At 40.3% G+C, this 21,301-nt stretch carries 20 protein-coding genes; 5 read left to right on the top strand and 15 right to left on the bottom strand.

Annotation, left to right across the window (positions count from 1 at the left end; all coding sequences use genetic code 11):
• Positions 1-170: 170 nt before the first annotated feature.
• The 8 genes from PMAN_RS03620 to prmB all read right to left on the bottom strand — a co-directional run bounded on the left by PMAN_RS03620 (position 171) and on the right by prmB (position 7,326).
• Positions 171-1,727 carry an AbgT family transporter gene (locus PMAN_RS03620; protein WP_006793363.1) on the bottom strand — a complete coding sequence of 519 codons (1,557 nt, stop codon included), beginning with the start codon at positions 1,725-1,727 and terminating at the stop codon, positions 171-173.
• Positions 1,728-1,872: 145 nt separating this feature from the next.
• Positions 1,873-2,148: a YfcL family protein gene (locus tag PMAN_RS03615; RefSeq protein WP_006793362.1), complete on the bottom strand. Its 276-nt coding sequence runs from the start codon at positions 2,146-2,148 to the stop codon at positions 1,873-1,875.
• The gene (locus tag PMAN_RS03610; RefSeq protein WP_010555974.1) at positions 2,145-3,308 is read right to left on the bottom strand and encodes an ATP-NAD kinase family protein; all 1,164 of its coding nucleotides are present in this window, start codon (positions 3,306-3,308) and stop codon (positions 2,145-2,147) included. The genes PMAN_RS03615 and PMAN_RS03610 overlap by 4 nt, the downstream gene beginning before the upstream one ends.
• Positions 3,298-3,852: an elongation factor P hydroxylase gene (locus PMAN_RS03605; protein ID WP_010555973.1), complete on the bottom strand. Its 555-nt coding sequence runs from the start codon at positions 3,850-3,852 to the stop codon at positions 3,298-3,300. The genes PMAN_RS03610 and PMAN_RS03605 overlap by 11 nt, the downstream gene beginning before the upstream one ends.
• A gap of 101 nt (positions 3,853-3,953) precedes the next feature.
• Positions 3,954-4,607: a glutathione S-transferase family protein gene (locus PMAN_RS03600; protein WP_008126950.1), complete on the bottom strand. Its 654-nt coding sequence runs from the start codon at positions 4,605-4,607 to the stop codon at positions 3,954-3,956.
• A 68-nt stretch (positions 4,608-4,675) separates the two neighbouring features.
• On the bottom strand, positions 4,676-5,068 hold the full coding sequence (locus PMAN_RS03595; RefSeq protein WP_010555972.1) for a DUF4112 domain-containing protein: 393 nt from the start codon (positions 5,066-5,068) through the stop codon (positions 4,676-4,678).
• A gap of 121 nt (positions 5,069-5,189) precedes the next feature.
• Positions 5,190-6,287, bottom strand: coding sequence for a chorismate synthase (aroC, locus tag PMAN_RS03590; protein WP_010555971.1), 1,098 nt, complete (start codon positions 6,285-6,287; stop codon positions 5,190-5,192).
• A gap of 103 nt (positions 6,288-6,390) precedes the next feature.
• Entirely contained in the window at positions 6,391-7,326 is a 936-nt protein-coding gene (gene prmB / locus PMAN_RS03585; protein WP_010555970.1) for a 50S ribosomal protein L3 N(5)-glutamine methyltransferase, read from the bottom strand.
• Positions 7,327-7,478: 152 nt separating this feature from the next.
• Between prmB and smrB the strand changes: the two genes are divergently transcribed.
• Positions 7,479-8,036 carry an endonuclease SmrB gene (gene smrB, locus PMAN_RS03580; RefSeq protein ID WP_006793353.1) on the top strand — a complete coding sequence of 186 codons (558 nt, stop codon included), beginning with the start codon at positions 7,479-7,481 and terminating at the stop codon, positions 8,034-8,036.
• Positions 8,037-8,063: 27 nt separating this feature from the next.
• A complete protein-coding gene (locus tag PMAN_RS03575) occupies positions 8,064-8,993 on the top strand; it encodes an AEC family transporter (protein ID WP_010555969.1) in 930 nt (309 codons plus the stop codon).
• 1 nt (position 8,994) lies between these two features.
• On the opposite strand, the gene PMAN_RS03570 is transcribed toward PMAN_RS03575, so the two are convergent.
• The 3 genes from PMAN_RS03570 to sixA are packed head-to-tail and all read right to left on the bottom strand — an operon-like array spanning position 8,995 to position 10,577.
• On the bottom strand, positions 8,995-9,732 hold the full coding sequence (locus PMAN_RS03570) for an SDR family oxidoreductase (RefSeq protein ID WP_010555968.1): 738 nt from the start codon (positions 9,730-9,732) through the stop codon (positions 8,995-8,997).
• A 6-nt stretch (positions 9,733-9,738) separates the two neighbouring features.
• A complete protein-coding gene (locus PMAN_RS03565; RefSeq protein ID WP_010555967.1) occupies positions 9,739-10,092 on the bottom strand; it encodes a RidA family protein in 354 nt (117 codons plus the stop codon).
• A 14-nt stretch (positions 10,093-10,106) separates the two neighbouring features.
• The gene (sixA, locus tag PMAN_RS03560) at positions 10,107-10,577 is read right to left on the bottom strand and encodes a phosphohistidine phosphatase SixA (protein WP_010555966.1); all 471 of its coding nucleotides are present in this window, start codon (positions 10,575-10,577) and stop codon (positions 10,107-10,109) included.
• A gap of 190 nt (positions 10,578-10,767) precedes the next feature.
• Between sixA and PMAN_RS03555 the strand changes: the two genes are divergently transcribed.
• Together PMAN_RS03555 and PMAN_RS03550 are read left to right on the top strand one after the other, a co-directional pair.
• Positions 10,768-13,491, top strand: coding sequence for an insulinase family protein (locus PMAN_RS03555; RefSeq protein WP_010555965.1), 2,724 nt, complete (start codon positions 10,768-10,770; stop codon positions 13,489-13,491).
• Positions 13,492-13,544: 53 nt separating this feature from the next.
• Complete coding sequence (locus PMAN_RS03550; protein ID WP_010555964.1) at positions 13,545-15,803, top strand: putative bifunctional diguanylate cyclase/phosphodiesterase; 2,259 nt, start codon at positions 13,545-13,547, stop codon at positions 15,801-15,803.
• Here PMAN_RS03550 and PMAN_RS19100 read toward each other — a convergent pair.
• Together PMAN_RS19100 and efpL are read right to left on the bottom strand one after the other, a co-directional pair.
• Positions 15,800-15,994, bottom strand: a complete 195-nt coding sequence (locus tag PMAN_RS19100; protein WP_010555963.1) for a hypothetical protein — start codon at positions 15,992-15,994, stop codon at positions 15,800-15,802. The two genes, PMAN_RS03550 and PMAN_RS19100, sit on opposite strands and share 4 nt — an antisense overlap.
• A 403-nt stretch (positions 15,995-16,397) precedes the next feature.
• Positions 16,398-16,970 carry an elongation factor P-like protein EfpL gene (gene efpL / locus PMAN_RS03545; RefSeq protein ID WP_006793345.1) on the bottom strand — a complete coding sequence of 191 codons (573 nt, stop codon included), beginning with the start codon at positions 16,968-16,970 and terminating at the stop codon, positions 16,398-16,400.
• 194 nt (positions 16,971-17,164) lie between these two features.
• On the opposite strand from efpL, the gene PMAN_RS03540 reads away from it, so the two are divergent.
• On the top strand, positions 17,165-17,560 hold the full coding sequence (locus PMAN_RS03540; RefSeq protein WP_006793344.1) for an MmcQ/YjbR family DNA-binding protein: 396 nt from the start codon (positions 17,165-17,167) through the stop codon (positions 17,558-17,560).
• 84 nt (positions 17,561-17,644) lie between these two features.
• Here PMAN_RS03540 and fadJ read toward each other — a convergent pair whose 3' ends face one another.
• Entirely contained in the window at positions 17,645-19,864 is a 2,220-nt protein-coding gene (gene fadJ, locus PMAN_RS03535) for a fatty acid oxidation complex subunit alpha FadJ (protein ID WP_010555962.1), read from the bottom strand.
• Positions 19,864-21,174: an acetyl-CoA C-acyltransferase FadI gene (gene fadI, locus PMAN_RS03530; protein ID WP_006793342.1), complete on the bottom strand. Its 1,311-nt coding sequence runs from the start codon at positions 21,172-21,174 to the stop codon at positions 19,864-19,866. Before fadI ends, fadJ begins: the two co-directional genes overlap by 1 nt.
• Positions 21,175-21,301: the final 127 nt, after the last annotated feature.

The following is a 21,301-nucleotide window of genomic DNA, read 5'->3' as shown; positions in this document are numbered from 1 at the left end:
AAATTTAAGTAATGGTTCAAGCTGTTCTGCGTACCTCACAACCTCAAGCCATGATTATCTTCAAAGCACAGCGACTATAAACTTCTGTGTAAATCATTCAATTAAAACTAAAAAGCCCCACTACTTTATTAATAGTGAGGCTTTTACTGTATTGTACCGAATGCTCTATGTTAAGGCGCTACTGCTGGATAAACGTAACTTGCATCTAACCCTAGCGGAATACCCAATGCCCAATAACCGAGTAGAAACAAGCTCCAACCTATTAAAAATGCAACCGAGTATGGCAGCATCATCGCTATTAGCGTACCAATTCCCGTACTTTTAACGTACTTTTGACAATAAACCACAACTAATGGGAAGTAAGGCATAAGCGGTGTAATAATATTAGAGCTAGAATCACCAACACGATAAGCCGCTTGCGTTAAATCAGGTGAAATACCCAATTGCATTAACATAGGCACAAATACCGGCCCTAGTAATGCCCACTTGGCCGAGCTAGAGCCAACAAATAAATTAACGAATGCGGTTAAAAATATAATACCTACCACCGTTACCGAACTTGGAAGTGCCATGGCTTTTAATAACTGCGCCCCTTCGATTGCAAGTAATGCCCCTAAGTTAGATTTGCTAAAGGCAGCAATAAATAACGCACAAAAGAATGCCATAACAATGTAGTAAGCCATACCGCCCATTGCCTTGCTCATGGCATCTATCATATCTTTAGAGCTTTTAAATGTACCTACTGTAAAGCCATATACTGCGCCTGGGATCCAAAATAACAAAAAGATCAACGGCACAATAGATTGCATCAAAGGTGAACGGAAATTAGTTAAGGAGCCATCGCTACTACGCATGGCTGAATCTACCGGCGCAGACACGTAAGCGAGTAAAGCAATGCCTGCAATCATTACGCTGCTTGCTATGAAGAATGCGCGCTTTTCATCGCTACGCGCATCTTCAAAAACAGGTAAGTCTTCACTGTTTCCATCAAGTGGCGTATTTTGTAAACGAGGTTCAATAATCTTATCGGTAATATACCAACCCAGTAATACAATAAACATGCTTGATGCTGATGCAAACGCCCAATTATTTAATGGATTTATCGACATATCAGGATTAATAATATGGGCAGCACTTTGTGTAAAACTTTGGAGTAATGGGTCTATTCCAGATGGAATAAAGTTGGCGCCAAAGCCACCACTTACACCGGCAAACGCCGCTGCAATACCCGCTAATGGGTGCCTTCCTGCTGCATAAAAGATTACGCCAGCTAACGGTATCACAAGCACGTAACCTGCGTCCGTGGCTGTATGGCTTACAATAGCAACTAAAATAATTGACGGTGTTAACAGCTTTTTAGGCGTTACTTTTAACATCAGCTTGAGGCCTGTATTAATAAAGCCTGAGTGCTCAGCGACACCAACACCTAACATAGCCACAAGTACTACGCCTAAAGGAGCAAAGCCGGTAAATGTTTTTACCATTGAAGATAAAAAAGTGGCCAACGAATCGCTTGCAAGCATGTTGTTTATTATAATTGCTTCGCCTGTACGCGGATCAATTGCATCAAAACTTACGCCAGAAAACCACCACGACAAACCCCATATTAATAACATAGCAAACAAAAATATAATTGCTGGATCAGGTAGCTTATTACCAACCCGCTCAACTACATTCAAGAAGCGCGCAACAACTCCTGAAGGTAAAGCATCTTGATTATTACTCATTGTATTTCGCTCATTAAAATTTATTTAAGTAACAATATCGCATTAATACGCAACAGTAAATTAACGTAAAAAGCTATTTTAGGAACGTTAAACAAAAAAAGCACGATTACCAAAGATAATCGTGCTTTTTTTGTTCATTTGGTTACTACGCGAGTGCTTTAACTTCTTCCCATAAGCGAACAACTAGTGCCTTGTCTTCTTCGTTAAGTTCTCCGTTACGGTACGCTTTTACAAGACTTTGCTCTACTGTTTCGTTTAACTGCTCAATACTGATAGTAAGTTGCTCAACTTCAGCATAGCCTACAGCAAGATCAAAATGACCACGTAAGTAGCCGCCTGCAAATAATTCGTCATCCGTTGCTTTGATAACTAAATCATCATAATACTGTTGAGCCGCGTCAATATAGTTTACTAAGGTCATTTGTTTATCTCCTGATTTTGTATAGCACCCGTTTCATCTTGGTATTGGTGCCCTACTGCATACATAATATGGTCGTTAAATCCGGTGGTTACTTTTATGTAACCTGTTAATTCGTCGTCTAGTTCGTTGTCGCCTGTATCGCAAATTAACGGGCGGTTATTCAATGCCTGTAGCTTGGTTTTTGTTGCAACAACAATAATATTCTCTTTGCCAATAGCGCGGATAAGCGCAGGGCTTAGCTGCTGATTTCCGCGACCAAAAATATGCCCCTGCCCACCAATTAAAGTGATCACAAGTTTGGTCTTTTTCTTATGGGTAAGTTCAAGTAAGTCGGCGGCTGTTAGGTCTTGGCCTACAAGTGTTTGATCTTTTATTAAATCAACACCCAACAAAGTATTTTCAAGGCCCATTTCTTCCATTATAGCTTCGACTGTTGAACCACTACCCATAATGTAAAGTGTGTCTTCGTCCATTTCGCTCACAACGTAAGCGGCTATATCTGAAAGTACTAATTCGTCTGTTTCTTTACCGCCATTTTTTACAGCTTGTACATAACGTACTTCACTGGGTATTTGCATTTCGCCAAAGCGTTTAGCTTTTACTGTGCCCTTCCTAAATGCGTCTTCGTCAATATCCATTACATCGGCATCAGCTAACGTCACTAACTCGCCTTTTACGAGCATTTCAACAACTCGCCCGGCAGCTTTTGGTGTAATGGCATATACGCCAGAGTGGATTTTACATCCGGCAGGAATGCCAAGCACTGGGACAGTATCTTCAATGGCATGGCAAATATTACGTGCGGTGCCATCGCCACCTGCAAATAGAACTAAATCTACATCGGCATTTTTTAACACCTGTGCGGCACTCTCGGTATCATCCGGCGTTGTTACTGCGTCTGTGTTGTATACAACTTCAACATTAAAACCTAAAGCTTTTGCTGTTTGTTCGCCCATTTCGCCATTTACGGTATAAATAACAAGCTGCTCTTTATACGGTAACAGTATTTCTAGTGCGGCTTTAGTACGGCTATTTGCTTTAGGTTGTGCACCTAGCTCAATCGCTTTTGCTGCGGTTTGCGCCCCATCGCTTCCCTTGAGGGCGACACTTCCGCCTAATCCTGCTACAGGGTTTATAATTAAACCTAATTTAAACTGCATCACAAAACTCCTGAGGGTGTTGCCAATCAAACTGATTTGCAGTCATTGGCCATGGTGTGTGATAAAAACGAGTAAGCGCGATTAATAATGATTGAGTTCGTGCATTAAAACCACTTTCAATCAACGTAAGCACGCGCTGGTGAACCCGCTTTTGAAAATCAAAACGACATGTTTGCTCACCATTTAAATTATCTACCGATACATTAAAGGGAAAACCCGCTGCAGTGCTTAATAGCCATTCAATGGCTTGTGGCTTGACTTCTACACTTTCGAACTCAGCCTGCTGGTGTTTATCGCGGCCATCGGGGCAATACCAATAGCCGTAATCTTCTTGTTGTCGACGATCAATGCCCGCGACCAGCCAATGAGCTATTTCATGCAAGGCACTGGCATAAAAACCATGTGCAAACACAATTTGATGATAAGGGGTGTCTTGTGTTGCGGGAAGGTACACGGGCTCACAATCACCTTTGATCAGCCTTGTATTATGGCTTTTGTAAAATGTGTTTTCGAAAATAGAAATAAGATCAGCGATTTGATGCATATAATACGACTAATTCGTCTCGGTTAAAGCGCCTTTTGGCGCACTAAAAACGAGACGAATTGTACGGGCTTTTATAGCTAAAGTAAAAGTCGCTTACTGACCTATATTTTTACATCAACCCCGGCTTCATCTGCATCAACAATATCGGTTTCTTGCAGTGCTTGAGTTATCCAGCTTTGTAATACAGGGCATGCTAATACATGTTGGCAATAACTATTAGCGGCTTTAGACAGGGTTACCTGATAAGTTTTCAATCGCAGTACAATGGGGGCATACATAGCATCAACAATACTAAAATCGCCAAACATCCACTGGTTTGGGTAAATTTCTTGCTGTTTAGCAAATATGTCGTCGATGCGGGCGATGTCTTTTTTAGCATCATCTGAAAGTGTAATTTTTCGCTTTGCCCTTATATTCATTGGCATTTCACTTCTAAGCGCCATAAAGCCTGAGTGCATTTCAGCGCTTAAAGCTCGTGCAGTTGCACGCTGCGTTACGTATTTAGGCCAGGCAACTTGCGAAAGGTACGCATCGTTAATGTATTCACAAATAGCAAGTGAGTCCCAAACGTGTAAATCACCATCAATTAATGCGGGTACCTTTTGAACTGTAAAATGTTTTTTTAACTCGCTGTAAAAGTCTGGGGTATCGAGTACAAGCTGAATTTCATCAAACTCCAATTCAAATTTGCTCATTAAGTACCATGCGCGCAATGACCAGCTTGAGTAGTTTTTATTGCCGATAAATAATTCCATTACCTATTCCTTGTTAAAAACGAACTTCTCAACTGTACATTAATTAACCGCAAAATAAATACTAAAAATTACCCGTTACTGTTTTTATTTAGTTGCTTAGTAATATGCTTTTTAAGTATGTGTGTATTTCGGGTATTAGCTTTAAAAAACGCATCAAATATATCGCCAAAAAGAGGGATTGATCCGATAAAAAAATCTATCAGCATATTAATAATTATCCGCAGTTTAACATGCCAGCTAATACCTAACTTTTGAGCCTCAAATAATACGTAACTAGATAAAATAAGCCCTATCACATCCCCTACAACGGGCACAAAACCAATCACCGCCTCAATACCAAACCTAAAGTTTGTGAAAGGAAAACGAATACTACTGTCGGTTAATTGGCTAAAACGCGCAAGGCGCGCAAGGGTTGCTTTTTGTTTAGCGTATTTACTGTGTGTTTGAATTGAATTCTGCATAATTTACCTCTATGGAAAATTATATAACGGTAAAGTTGAACTGCGCCTTAAACTACATTAACTATTTTACATAAACAAAAAGCGCGAAAAACGCGCTTTTATAGTGACTAAATTCAAACCATTATACAGAGCCGTTAATAGGCCCGTGTTCGTGGTTTACATGCGGGTTTTGCCCGCGCTGGCGCAGTAAATGGTCCATTAATGTAATAGCCATCATAGCCTCAGCAATAGGTATTGCTCGAATGCCCACACACGGATCGTGACGACCTTTGGTGATCATCTCAACCGCTTCGTTGCTTGTATTAATGCTCTTACCAGGGATAGTAATACTTGACGTCGGTTTTAATGCAATAGACGCTACTATGTCTTGCCCTGTAGAAATACCTGCAAGCACACCACCAGCATGGTTTGAAGTAAACCCTTCAGGTGTTAGTTCATCACGATGCTCTGAGCCTTTTTGTTCAACAACGTCAAAGCCATCACCAATTTCAACACCTTTAACTGCATTAATGCTCATTAATGAATGCGCAAGCTCCGCATCAAGGCGATCAAAGACAGGCTCACCTAACCCTACAGGTACATTGCTTGCCATTACCTTAACTTTAGCGCCTACTGAGTCACCTTGTTTTTTTAGGTCACGCATATATTCATCGAGCGCTTCTAGCTTGCTTACATCAGGAAAAAAGAACAAGTTGTTTTCAACTTCTTCCCAATCGTAACTTTCTGCTTTAATAGGACCTAGTTGGCTTAAGCATGCTTTTACTTCAATACCATGAAATTGCTTTAAATATTTTTTAGCAATGGCGCCAGCTGCTACGCGTATTGCGGTTTCACGTGCAGACGAACGGCCACCTCCGCGATAATCACGAAGGCCATATTTGTGCCAATAGCTGTAATCACCATGGCCTGGGCGAAACACGTCTTTAATTTTGCCGTAATCTTGTGAACGTTGATCGGTATTTTCGATTAATAAACCAATACTTGTACCCGTTGTTTTACCTTCAAAAACGCCTGCTAATATTTTTATTTGATCGCTCTCGCGGCGCTGCGTGGTATATCGGCTTTGGCCTGGTTTGCGGCGATCTAAATCTATTTGTAAGTCGGCCTCTGTTAATTCAAGACCTGCGGGAGTACCGTCAACAACGCCGCCTAAAGCAACGCCATGACTCTCTCCAAAAGTGGACACTTTAAATAACTGTCCAATGCTATTACCTGCCATTAACTTTCCTCATTCCTAATGACGACCATTAGCTGGGCTAATATGCCCAGCCATGTATTCAATTACGTTTAAGTTAGCTCATATTAACCTAAAGCAAATCGTGTTATTTTGAAAAATACTCATCTAGCTGTTTTTTGCTAATAACAAATACGCCTAAACCACCTTGCTCAAACTCAATCCATTCAAATGGCGCATTTGGATATAAAGCATCCATATGTACCATAGAGTTCCCCACTTCTACAAATAACAAACCGTTATCGGTTAGATGATTGCTGGCTTCGCTTAAAATAGTACGCGTTACATCAAGACCATCGTGCCCTGATGCAAGGCCTAGCTCTGGCTCATGATGAAATTCGCGCGGTAAGTCTGCCATGTCTTCAGCATCCACATACGGTGGATTAGCCACAATTAAGTCGTACTTTTGGCCTTCTACGCCACTAAATACATCTGATTGGATAGGCAGTACTCGATCACTTAACATGTAGTCATTAATGTTGATATCAGTTACTTCAAGCGCTTCATACGAAATATCAACAGCATCTACTTGCGCTTGCTTAAATGCTTGTGCAAGTGCGATGGCTATACAACCTGACCCTGTACATAAATCTAAAATACGATTTACCGAGTTTGGCTCAACAAGCCAAGGCGTAAAACGATTGCTAATAAGTTCTGCAAATGGTGAACGAGGAATTAGTACACGTTCATCTACGTAAAACGGCATACCTGCAAACCATGCAATGTTAGTTAAATAAGGAACTGGAGTGCAGTCGTTTATACGCTCAGCAATAAGACTCGCTAGTCGGTTTTTTTCTGTACTTGTTAAACGCGCATGCATTAATTCTTTTGGTGCATCAACGGGTAAGCTAAGCGCTGGTAAAAGCAGGCTCACAGCTTCATCCCACGCGTTATCTGTTCCGTGTCCAAAAAATATACTACTACTTGCAAATTGGCTTGTAGTCCAACGTAACCAGTCATGTAAAGTTGACAGTTCTGCAACAGCTTCTTCGAGTGTTGCTTCTTCAATTTGTAAATCGCTCATATATTTTTACCTGTATTAGCTTACTGACTGTTTTGAGTCTTTAAGACGATTGCATTGCCTATATTGGCTTAGCAAATTACAATTGCCTCTCATTTAAGTATTGTACCGCCTTTTGCGCTGCGTTTTTACGTTTTTTTGTTTAGGTAATTGTTATGAAAAAAGACTCTCCATCACCATCGTCCCTAAGCAATGACGACATAGACTTATTTCGCCAAACGATCACAGGCGCTAAAGTATTTAAACAAGATACTCATCGTTTTGATACAAAGCCTAAGGTGTCACAAGCAAAGCAATTTGCCCAGCAAAAAAAGCAGGCTCAATCTGAATTTTATTTCTCAGATGAATATATTCCCGATATAGACACCCACGGTACTGTCCATTATGTAAAAGAAGGGCACGACACTTATTTACCTAAGCAATTACGACGAGGCGACTTTGCACCTGATTTAACGCTTGATTTGCATGGCTTAAACAAAGAAATTGCTAAAGATGAATTAGCAGGACTCATTCACGAATGTAAAAAACAACATTATTATTGTGCGTGTGTTGTGCACGGAATTGGTGGTGGCATACTTAAACATAAAATTCCTCAGTACCTAGTTCAGCACCCAGACGTAATTGCAATGCATCAAGCGCCACTTGAATACGGCGGTAAAGGCGCGGTACTTATTTTGATAAACTTACCACAAAGCGATGAATTTAGACGCTAACCCAACATATTACTAGGAAGTAATTACGTGCATATTGTTTCTATTATTTTTCCACTTATATTCATTGTCGCATTGGGTTATGGCTGTTGCCGGCTTTCGTTTTTTAACAAACAGCACATTACAGGGCTGAGTAAATTTACTTTTTACATAAGTTTGCCGGCTTTTTTATTATTGAATATGTCGCAAATAGACTTAAAGCAAAGCATTAGTCTTTCTGCATTTTTAAGTTTTTATATCCCGGCGTTGTGTATTTTTGGATTAGGTATTTTAGTCGACCGATTTTATTTGAATAAAAATAATAGTAAAAATTACCAAAAACACGGCGTATTCGGTCTTGCGGCTAGTTACTCAAACATGGTGTTGGTAGGTATTCCTATCATTATTGCATCGCTGGGCAAAGAGAAAATAGCCATTGCTTTTATGATCATCACCTTCCACAGCACTTTATTATTTGCACTGACCTATTTAATTGGGGCAAAGGGCAATAGCAGTTCGTTCTCGTGGTCACAGTTTGGCAAAAGCATGGTGCTTAACCCTATTGTTTTAAGTATTGGTTGTGGCTTAATCATTAACGTTTCGGGCATTGTATTATTTAAAAACTTAACGGACAGTTTGGCATTATTAGCAACCCCTGCAATAGCCTGTGCGCTATTTGTATTGGGCGCAAACCTAGCGTTTTATAAAATAGCAGCAAACTGGCAACCTGCTTTAATTGCCTCGATTTTAAAAATTATTATATTGCCGGCAGGCGTACTATTTATTGGGTCGTATATATTTAAGCTCGACCCGCAAATACTAACCGTACTAGTTTTATTAAGTGCCTCACCTGTTGGCGTAAACGCCTATTTAATAGCGAGTCAAATTAAACAACATGAAGCAACGCTTGCAGGAGCGGTGGTGCTATCTACTATCTTAAGTGTAGTGAGTTTAACGTTTTGGTTAGCGGTTTTACTTTAATTTATAAGCCACCAGCTACATCAATAAAAGTGCCTGTAGTAAATGAAGTAGAATGTGAGGCTAAAAAGTATATTGCAGCAGCCACTTCTTCAGGTTGCCCACCCCTACGTAGAGGAAGATTACTTTTAAGCCGTTCTACCCGCCCCTCTTCACCACCATCTGTGTGCATATCAGTGTAAATAAGGCCTGGCCTAACACAATTAACGCGCACGCCTTTACAAGCAACCTCTTTGGCGAGACCAATGGTCAATGTATCAATAGCGCCCTTTGTCGCTGCATAATCAATGTATTCATTAGGTGAACCTGTTTTAGCCGCTACCGATGACACATTAACAATACTGCTACCGGGCAACATACGCTTTATGGCTTCTCGGCTACATATAAATGTGCTGGTAATGTTTGTAGTGAGTAATTCGTTAATTCGCTTTGCGTCCATGTTTAGCAGCGGCATTTGAGGTTTAAGCACACCGGCATTATTTACAAGCACGTCGAGCCGGCCAAATACTTTATCTATACGTGAAAATAAATCGTTAACATCGCTCTCTTGAGATACATCGGCCCTTACTAGTTCGGCTCGTACACCATAACTTCTTACTCTATCGGCAACGTATTCTGCTTGAGTTAAATGGGTCTTATAGTTAATACATACATCATATCCGTGGCGCGCAAAATAAACAGCGGTGGCTGCCCCTATACCTCGGCTAGAACCGGTTATAAGTACCACCCGCGCTTTGTTCATACAAAATTAGTCCTTTAGCGCTGCCACTACCGAAATTTCGACCAATAGCGCATCGCGCGCCATTTTAGCTTCTACACAGGCGCGTGCCGGTGCATAACCTTCTGGTACCCATGCATCCCACACAGCATTCATGTCGGCAAAATATTCCATACTTTTTACATAAATTGTTGCGCTTAACATATGCTTTTTTGAGCTACCAGCCTCATCTAGCAATGCTTCTACTTTATCGAGCATGGTTTGCGTTTGCTCTGTTATTCCCTTTTCAGCATCAGCGCATACCTGTCCACACAAATACACAGTACCGTTGTGCTTTACAATGCGGCTCATTCGCGCACCGGTTTGAAGACGTTCAATGGCCATATTAGTCTCTTAATTTATAAATCGGCAGGAGCGTTTATATTTATATATTCGCTACGATTCGTATTTTCGTTGTAATGAATGACAGCCACAGCACCTGTATTAAATATAGGCATGTTTCCAGGGCAAAGCTGATCAACCAAATAGCTCACTATTGGCATGTGCGCTACAATTAACCAACTATTACACTCGGGGTGCATTTGGATGAGTGTTTCAAGGTAATCAGCTGCAACATGCGGTTTGCCTTCCGGGGTAATATCGGCACACGTTTCGCTATATTTAAACGTGATGCTTTCAGCGACCCCATTTGCTGTTTGTTGAGCTCGTACGTAAGGGCTAACTAACAATGCATCCGGTTTTTGCGTATTGGCAAGCCACCGCCCCATTTTTTTTGCTTCTAAATGACCCACTTGGGTTAAATTTCTTGCCGCATCATCGGCCTGCATAGGTGCAGCTTCGCCGTGGCGCATTATTAAGATTGTTTTCATAAAAAATCAACCGATTAAAGAATATAAACAGTAGCCAGTTTGCTCACTTGTCAGCTATATTAACAACATAAACTTGTTTTTTCTAAAATAGTTCTTTCACGACATTCAGGTAAATCTTTTAGCACACCCTTGCTGCCCTGAAGTTATCCTCTGTTGTTATCAAGTAAACGTTTAGTTTCAGGAGCATCATTTGAATATCAGCCGCAATGATAATAGAGCATACCGCGCCCTTACACTGGACAATGGTCTAAAAGTATTGCTTGTGCAAGATAAAGATTCAACAAAGGCTGCAGCATCAATGGCTGTAAATGCTGGCCACTTTGACGATCCTGCTGATAGGCAAGGTCTTGCTCACTTTTTAGAGCACATGCTTTTTTTAGGCACAGACCAATTTCCAGATTCTGGAAGTTTTAATAATTTTGTTTCGCAAGCAGGCGGAAACACAAATGCATGGACCGGTACAGAACACAGCTGCTACTTTTTTGATATAAACAATCAAGAGTTTGAACACGCATTACTACAATTTAGCCGCTTTTTTATTGCCCCACTGTTAAGTGCTAATGAGACAGAAAAAGAACGTAATGCCATAGATGCAGAATTTAAATTAAAAATTAAGGACGATGCCCGTCGCATTTATCAGGCCCATAAAGAAACGGTTAACCCTGCACATCCTTTCGCTAAGTTTTCTGTTGGTAACCTGCAAACACTCGCAGACAGAGAACGCTGCATTAGCGACGAACTTTGTGACTTTTTTAATGAGCATTACCAAGCACAATGGATGACATTAGTAGTATGTGCAAACGAAAAGCTAGACACTCTTCAAACCTGGGTAAAAGCTCACTTTAGCCAAGTTTTAGGAAATAAAGCATCTGTAAAACCTGAGATCAGCGAGCCACTTTATCGAAAACAAGACCTAGGGAAAATTTTACACATAGAGCCACACAAACACATGCAAAAACTAATCGTTAGTTTTGCCATGCCTAATATTGATGACTTTTACCGACATAAAACCGTAAGTTTTATTGCACATTTACTCGGTTATGAAGGACAAGGCTCACTGTATTCTATTTTAAAAGAGCAAGGTTGGATAAATGCCCTTTCAGCGGGAGGGGGCATTAACGGCAGTAATTTTAAAGATTTTAATGTCAGCATGGCGCTTACCGATGAGGGTATAGAATATTTTGAAGATATTATCGAAATGCTTTTTGAGTACATATGTTTAATTAATGCCAACACAGAAAAGCTGCCCCGCTTATATCAAGACAAAAAAAATCTTTTACAAATTGCGTTTGATAACCAAGAAAAATCACGACTTATTGATTGGGTAAGTAGTTTGAGCATCAATATGCAGCATTATGACGAATGCAACTATGTACAAGGTGACTACCTAATGGAAGGCTTTAATAAAGCAACGCACGAAATGGCGATGCAATGGTTAAAACCTAACAATATGCGTATTGTACTCATTCACCCTGACGTAGAACCCGAGCATAAAACTGCGTGGTACAACACACCCTATAAAGTAGAAAAAGTATCACCTAGTTGGCTTGATGCCCTTAGTGATATCAATAAACCACTTAAAGATATGTACCTACCCACTGCAAACCCATATCTCACTAAAGAGGTTGAGCTTTTCGAAATAGAAAAGCCCCAAGAGCAACCCACACTTTTAGTAAAAGAACCGGGGTTTGATTTTTGGTTTAAACAAGACAGCACATTTAGAGTAGCGAAAGGTCATTTTTATTTAGCTATGGACTCTGACTTTGCGGTAAAAGACGTAAAGCACATGGCGCTAACACGCTTATTTACCGATTTATTTATGGATAGTGTTGGCGAGCAGTTTTACCCAGCAGAACTGGCTGGTTTAAGTTATCATTTAACCTCCCACCAAGGGGGACTTACACTACATACTGCAGGGTTATCATCGAGCCAATTAGAACTCGTCGATGAACTTTTAGATGCGTTATTTAATGTAGATATATGTGCAAAGCGCTTTGCCGAGTATAAAAAACAACTTGTTAGGCATTGGCGTAACAGCAACCAAAACAAACCTGTTAGTGAGTTGTTTAGTATTTTAGGTGCAAAACTAATGCCTTGGAATCCACAGCCTAACGATTTAGCAGAAGCGTTAAAAGCAACAAGTTTTCAGCAATTTAATGAATTTAGACAAGACTTTTTTAAGGCGTTACATGTGGAGTCTTTTTTACATGGTAACTGGCAAGAAAATCATGCTTTAGAATTTCAAAAAAAGGTGGCTGCACATTTGCAGAATGCCACAACTATCGACGATTTAAGACGCCCTTTATTTGAAATAAAAAAAGCAACACGTTATGAAATTGAGTTACCGTGTAACGATCATGCCATGGTTGTGTATTACCAGGCACAAACCAATGACGTGAACGAAAAAGTTAAAATGATGGCGTTAAATCATTTAATGAACCAAGACTACTTTAACGAGTTGCGCACAACACAACAATTAGGTTATTTGGTTGGTGCGGGTTACGCGCCTTTTAACACCCGGGCAGGCATTGCTTTTTATATACAGTCCCCTAAATTTGACTCAAAAACCTTGCTACATCGCCATACTCACTTTGTGAATCAATATTTAAGTAATATCAATGAGCTAGACGAGCATAGCTGGCAGCAACAAAAGCATGGTTTAAAAACGCATATTGCAGAAAAAGATAAAAACTTACGTTTGCGATCACAACGCTTATGGCTTGCCATAGGTAACAGAGATCATAATTTTGATATGCAAAAACGATTGCTTTGTGCACTTAACATGCTGACTCTACAAGAAATTAAAGATTATGCTCTGGTACTTTTTGATGAAGATAGGCCAAGATACGAGCTTTTAAGTAACGCTAAAGTTAATAAATCTCAAAAAACACCGGTTTACTCGCATTCTCTTTGACTCTTGAATGTCCTTGTTTTAAATTGTCATTAGTAAATTAGTAGTAATAAAAAATGATAATAAAAACAATAAAACTAAACCTATTCGCTGTATTACTTGCTTACTCGTTTGATACTTACGCATTTGAGTCTTCATTTAAATACAATTCAGACACTCTGCTGTTATTGTCGAGCGCTATTATTGCGCTCGCTTTGCCATACCTATTATTTGTTATATACAAGCTTAGGCGCTCTCGTCGCCAACTTCGCCTCTCTGAAAAACGTTTAAAAAGTACCGTTGAAGGCAGTGGTGACACCTTGTGGGATTGGAATATAAAAACAGGCGAAGTTATTCGTATTAACGATAAATACATGATGAACTCCCCCACTATTATGGGTTTCCCACCAAATAAAGGACTTATACACCCACAAGATATTCCTCATGTTGAGCATCTACTAAAAAAACATTTTGCAGAGCAAAGCGTTTTTTTTGAAGCCACATACCGAATTAAAGATACATTTGGCAAGTGGCATTGGGTGCTTGACCGCGGCAAGGTTATTGAAAAAGATGCAAATCTAGCCCCGCTCAGAATGACAGGCACTGTTCGCGATATTTCACAGTTAAAATCAACCGAAGAACGATTAAATCTGTTTGCTAAATGTGTTGAGTCGTTTACTGATGCGCTGGCAATTTACGATAAGAACTTTAAATTAGTCGATATAAATCCCAGTTTTTTAACGTTATTTGGTGGTATGCGCGAACAATACCTAAATAAAGATTTTAATTTGCCTGGATACGATACAAGTTACGTTGAAAACATTATCGATGTAGTGCGCCAAACTGAGCATATTCAGCAAGAAATTAAACTGCGCAATAATGAGCGTGTATTGCTGCCAATAGAAATATCAATTGATGAAATTAAAAACGAGCAAAACCAAATTACTAACTACGTGGTTGTTTATTCCGATTTAACAGAGCGAAAAAAAGCAGAGTCGCAGCTGCATAATTTATCAAATCGAGATCGCACCACAAGCCTGCCTAACCGTAATTTATTTTTTACTAACTTACATAAACTGGTTCAGCAAGACGCTCACCATGCATTACTTGTTTTTGATTTAGATAACTTTAAAAAAATAAACGACTCATTAGGTCATCAACTAGGTGATAGTTTACTGGCAAAGCTTGCTATGCGATTAAATAAACTCACCCGCGAAAACGATGTGTTTTATCGTTTGGGAGGCGATGAATTTGCACTTGTAATGTCAAATACGAACGACCTTCATGTAATCACTCGCACTGCAAAACAGTTTTTAGCGGCTATTTCCACCCCATTTAAAATGGCAGGGCACGAGCTGGCTATTACCTCAAGCGTTGGTATTGTTTTGTTTCCTGAAGATGGAAACACACCCGAGGTACTACTTAAAAATGCCGATACGGCAATGTATCATGCTAAAAAGAAAGGTAACAGCTACCTGTTTTTTAACGACACCATGAACCGCCAAGCAGTTAAACGCTTACAAATTGAAAACCTAATGCGCTTTGGTTTGAAAGAAGATCACTTTGAAGTCTACTATCAGCCAAAAATGAATATACGCACGGGCAAGTTAACAGGCATGGAAGCGTTAGTCCGCTTTATTACTCCTAAAAAAGGAATAATAAGTCCGGGCGTATTTATCCCTATTGCTGAAGAAACAGGTCAAATAATAGATATTGGTGAAGTTGTTCTAAACAAAGCCTGTCGCGATGTAAAAAAATGGCTGGACGATGGACTGTTTAATGGGCGCGTTGCTGTTAACTTGTCTGCTAAACAATTTAGCCTTCCTGATTTAACGTCGCGTATTGATATTATTTTGCAAAAAAATGCTTTGCCATCGTACTTTTTAGAATTAGAGATCACTGAAGGCACAGTAATGGATGATCCAAACGAAGCCATTAATATTATGCGCTCGTTAAGCGCCCGAGGTATTCATTTAGCCATGGACGACTTTGGTACTGGGTATTCTTCTTTGGCTTATTTAAAACAGTTTCCGCTAAATACACTAAAAGTAGACAAAGCATTTATTGATGATATGAAAAACGAGCGCGGCCGAAATATGGTCGATTCAATCGTCACGATTGCTCACAACCTTGACTTGCATGTCGTTGCCGAAGGCGTAGAACAAGCACATCAAATAGACATTTTAAAAACGCTTAATTGCGAAACGGTACAAGGTTATTATTACTCAAAGCCGTTATCTAAAGACGAATTTACTGAGTTTTTAAAACAACAACAAAGTAAAGCAACGCCAAGCTTAATTAGCTCTAAAAAAAGTAATGTGGCGTCTATAAGCTAAGCGCGCCACATGCAGGTATTAACACCGACATATCTCAGCCAGGCTCGCCTGTAATGCACGTTAAATAAAAACCAAGCCAAAGGGCCAAGCAGCGCACTGAGCACAAGCCAGCGCTTTACGGGCATTCCTTTTTGTATTGTGTCTAAGTACATAAGCGGGATAAACAAACTGCTAAGTAAAACAAACCACAAAACCACATACCTTATCTAATTAAATTGGCGCTCAGTTTAGCGTTTCTTCGATTAAATTTAAAGCAATACACCTTTAACAAAAAGGCAGCGTATTTAGGGCTGTTGATCTTTGAGATTAAATTTTGTTCAAATCAGCGGCTATTTAATCGCGGCGCGAGGTTTGTAACCTAGTAGATTAAGTAAAAACTGGGTAACAAAGAGTCAATAGTCCTTAGCAAGAACCCTTTGGGCTGCAGCTGTTTAGTATTAATGCGACGTTATCGCCAGTTGATGGGGAATAACCACACTACATAGGCTCTGCCTTACCTACATACCAAACAGACAGCTGCAAATTTAACCTTGAAGGATTAACAGACCCTAGCTAAACCGCAGCTTTTTAATTTAATTAATAATTTGATGAGCGCTACTTTTCAGCACGCCCCATAAATTTGTTTTCAACCGTATTGATACGAATGCGATCGCCCGTTGAAATATGCTCAGGAACAGATATATTCAAACCAGTAGACATGCGTGCTGGTTTTGAACGAGCACTGGCTGAAGCGCCCTTAATAGATGGATCAGTTTCTTCTACAACAAGCTCAACGCTTGAAGGTAAATCAAGCCCTACTGGCGCTCCATCAATGACAATAACGTGCACCCCTTGGGTTTCTTCATTGATAAACAAAATTTCTTCACTAATGGCATCTTTATTCAAGTTATACGGCGTGTAGTCTTCGCTATCCATAAACACGTATTCGTCGCCATCTATGTACGACAGCATAGCCTCACGACGAATTAAGTCAGCAAGCGTTAGCATATCGCTGTCTTTAAACGTTTCATCAACCTTGCCACCGGTTACTACATCGTATAAACGCATACGGTATAAGCTTCCACCAGCACGGCCTTGAGGAACCGAGCGCACAATATCTTTTACTACTAATACACGACCATTAAACTCAATAGCTGTGCCTTTTTTTACTTCACTCGCCTTTGGCATGTGTAAATCCTATTATTTTTTTTAATTGCCAGAAACATACCACGAACTGAACTTTGTTCAACAATAAAGTGAGCTAAAACGGCTTATACCTTGTATTGACTTGTAAAATCTATATTTATACTAAAATACATATAATCAATTCATTAAAAAACTGCTATGGTGTATCTACCTAGTATGACTTCAAGGAATGGATCATGGATCAAATAAAAGTACATGAGTATTTAATCAAAAAGCCACTTGTGTTGGTTACAAAACCATTTGCTCAAGAGGTTGATGTCTATAAAGTGAATCATAAAATGTTCGCCACACTTGCTGTTGGTAACGATGGTGAAACAAACGAAAACGGTGAAGTGATTTGGTGGCTTAATTTAAAGTGTGATCCCGATGAGGCACTTTCGTTACGCGATATTTTCCCCGCGGTTATCCCCGGCTACCACATGAATAAGCGTTTGTGGAATACGGTTATTTTAGACGGTTCAATCCCCCAAGGTGAAATTGAACGCATGATTGATAATTCGTTTAATTTAGTCGTGGAAAACATGCCTGAAAAAGACCGTAACATGATAGCGCAACATTTAAATGCTGATTAAGCTTACTTATAAGCCTGTTACTTAGCCTAGTTAGGACACAAAAAAACCGCATATAAAATGCGGTTTTTTAATACGTGCTAAACGTTATTTAGTGTCATCTTTAGCAACGTCTGATTGCTCTTCAGGCACAACGTCTGCTTCTTGCTCTGATGTTTCTAGCTTTACTACTTCAGCAACAGTTTCGTTTTGTGTTGGCTTCTCGCCATAAAACGTTTCACCTGACTCAGCCATTGATACTAACGACTCACAGGGTGCAAATATAGCGTTGCTATTAGCAAGCGTAGACATATCCGAACTTACTTTGCTCGTACCGAGTTTATCCATGTAGCTAAATGGACCACCTAGGAATGGCGGGAAGCCAATACCAAAAATAGCGCCAATATCACCATCACGTGGGCTTGCAATAATGCCCTCATCTAAACAACGCGCAGCTTCATTAAGCATTTGCGCTACACAACGCTGAGCAATTTCACTTTTGTTTAAACGTGAATTAGGCGTTACACCCAGCAACTCGTACACTGACTCGTCAACTTTTTTGCCTTTTTTCTCGTAATCATAAAAACCACGACCCGTTTTACGGCCAAGGCGTTTTGAATCAATCATACGTGAAAAGGCATCAGGTCCTTTAAAGCGCTCTCCTAATTCTTTTTCAAGAATAGGTGCGATCTTAGAGCCAATATCAATACCTACTTCGTCAAGTAATGCAAGCGGACCTACTGGGAAACCAAACTCAACAAGGGCTGCATCAATTTTTTCAATTGGCTCACCAGCAAGCATTAAGTTAGCCGCTTCATTTAAGTAAGGTGCAAGTATGCGGTTTACATAAAAACCTGCCATGTCTTTAACAACAATTGGCGTTTTACCCTGCTTACGCGCAAAATTAACAACACGTGCAATTGTCTCTTGAGACGTGCCTTCGTGCGGAATAATTTCAACCAGTGGCATTTTTTCTACTGGAGAGAAGTAATGCAAGCCAATTACGTTTTCAGGACGTGTAGCATTTGCCGCAATCTGAGAAATAGGCAACGATGACGTATTACTCGCAAAAATTGTATTCTCTTGGCATTGCTGTTCTACGTCTGCAACCATACCTTGCTTAAGTGCTAAGTCTTCAAATACCGCTTCAATAACTAAATCAATGTGTTTAAAGCCACTGTAGTCAGTTGTACCGGTGATACGGTTCATTGTTAACTGCATATCTGCTTTAGACATAATGCGGCGCTTAAGGCGCTTATCAAGAATTTTGTAGGTGTAGTTCATCGCATTGCTAATGCCTTGCTCTGCGACATCTTTAATACGAACAGGCACTTTCGCTTTTACAGCACTTACATGGGCAATACCAGCGCCCATCAGCCCGCCACCTAACACGGCAGTTTTAGTCACTGCTGGCGCGTCATCGTTGCGCCACTCTTTTTTCATTTCGGTGGTTGCAAAAAATAAACCACGAAGCGCTTTAGATTGCTCACTCATAACAAGCGTTGCAAACCCTTCTGCCTCGGTTTTATATGCTTTAAGCTCATCAAGCTCAACGCTCGCTCGTACTGCTTTTATAATAGCCAATGGCGCTGGGTAATGGCCGCCCGTTTTTTTCAGTACGTTTTCTTTTGCTTTTTTAAAGATAAAGTTACGACCAAATGGGTTTGACTCTAATAGCTTGCTTACTTTATCGAGCTTTGGCTCTTTAGTTTGAGGCTTTTTCTTGGCAGCAAACTCTTTTGCCACTTTTAAAAGTACGCTTTGCGGTACGCAATCATCTAAAACACCGGCTTTTTTTGCCTGCTTAGGACGAATTTGCTTACCAGTTAGCATCCATTCAAGTGCTTTTTGAATACCCACTATTTTAGTTAAACGCTGCGTACCACCGCCACCTGGTAATAAACCTAGTTGAACCTCAGGTAAGCCAATTTTAGTTAAATCGCTATCTGTACCAACACGGTAATCACACGCTAATGCAAACTCTAAACCACCACCAAGCGCAGCGCCATGAATGGCACTTACTGTAGTGTATGGTAGTTTTTTCATATCAAAAAAAGCTTGATGACACAGCTCGCTAATAGCAAGTGCATCTTCACGTTTTTCTACGCTATCAAGCATCTTTACGTCAGCGCCTGCAATAAAGTTATCGCTTTTACCGCTGATAAAAACCATGCCCTTAACAGCATGTTCTTGTGCTTGCGTAAGTAATGCTTTTAAATCGTCTGCAAACGAGTCACGCAGGGTATTCATTTTTTCACCCGGCACGTCAATCGTTACAACGGCAATTTTATTTTCGTCTACCGCTAAATTAAATACTGAATCTGTCATTACGCGCTCTCCAATACAAAGGCTGCACCTAAACCACCAGCAGCACATGCTGTTGTTAATGCTAAACCGCCACCACGACGTTTAAGCTCGTTTAAGCTTTGTGTAATTAAGCGAGCACCTGTTGCTGCAAATGGGTGACCATATGCAAGCGAACCGCCATTCACGTTAAACTTATCCATGTTAATTTCGCCAATTGCTTTACTACGACCTAGCTTTTCTTGCGCAAACTTGTCTGAAGCAAACATCTTCATGTTCGCAAGGGCTTGCGATGCAAATGCCTCATGCATTTCAATTAAATCTAAATCAGCAAGGGTAATACCCGCTCTGTCTAATGCGATAGGTGTTGAATGCGCAGGACCCATTAACATGTCTTGCTCCACACCAATTGCAGAAAACGCAAAGCTACGTACGTAACCCAAAATTTCGTAACCAAGCGCGCGTGCTTTACTTTCGTTCATCATTAATACCGCAGCGGCACCATCTGTAAGTGGTGTTGCATTTGCGGCTGTAACCGAACCATGTTGACGGTCAAACACAGGCTTAAGCTTTGCGTAACCTTCAACTGTCGAATTTTTACGGATATTGTTATCTTCTTCAATAAAGCTTTTGTATGGCGGTAAATGTGCCGTCATAACTTCATCTTTTAACTTGCCATCAGCCCATGCTTGGGTAGCAAGTGAATGTGAACGATGTGCTAATGCATCTTGGTCTTCACGGCTAATATTATGTGTTTTAGCCATTTGCTCAGCAGTTTGACCCATTGAAAGGCCTGTTGAGTACTCTGCAACTGCAGGCGGTACTGGCATTAAATCTTTTAAGCGCAGCTTTGAAAAAATTTGTAAGCGTTGCCCTAAAGTACGCGCTTTGTTTAAATCAACTAAGCTACCTGCCAATTTTTTACTTACGCCAATAGGTAATACAGACGACGAATCGGCACCACCGGCAATACCTACACTCACAGAGCCCGCCATAATAGACTCAGCTACGTTAGCAATTGCCTGAAAGCTGGTAGCACATGCACGTGACACAGAATAAGCATCAACACCAACTGGCATGCCTGTACCAAGTACAATTTCACGCGCAATATTTGGCGCTTCTGGCATTTGTACTACTTGACCAAATACAAGTTGATCGATTTCTGACTTGTCGAAATTTAATCGCTCAAGCATTTCGTTAACCACTAATTTACCCATATCAAGTGCTGGTACATGGTGGAATGCTGTTGCTTGTTTTGCAAACGGTGTACGAAGGCCACTTACAATGGCAATACGATCACCCTTTGGTGTTTTTAGTATGTTTTGCTCAGACATTTATGCTCTCCCGCTGACAGGTCTGACCTGTTTGTTTTCCTCGATTCTAAACAACCCGTGTGCTAAAGCCAATAGATAAACTGAAATTTATACAAAGTAGTCATGTTTACATATCACACAATAGGCT

It is taken from the genome of Pseudoalteromonas marina (genome assembly GCF_000238335.3).
Lineage (GTDB): Bacteria > Pseudomonadota > Gammaproteobacteria > Enterobacterales > Alteromonadaceae > Pseudoalteromonas > Pseudoalteromonas marina.
The sequence above is the reverse complement of the archived record's forward strand: the minus strand, read 5'-3'. Positions and strand labels throughout refer to the sequence as shown.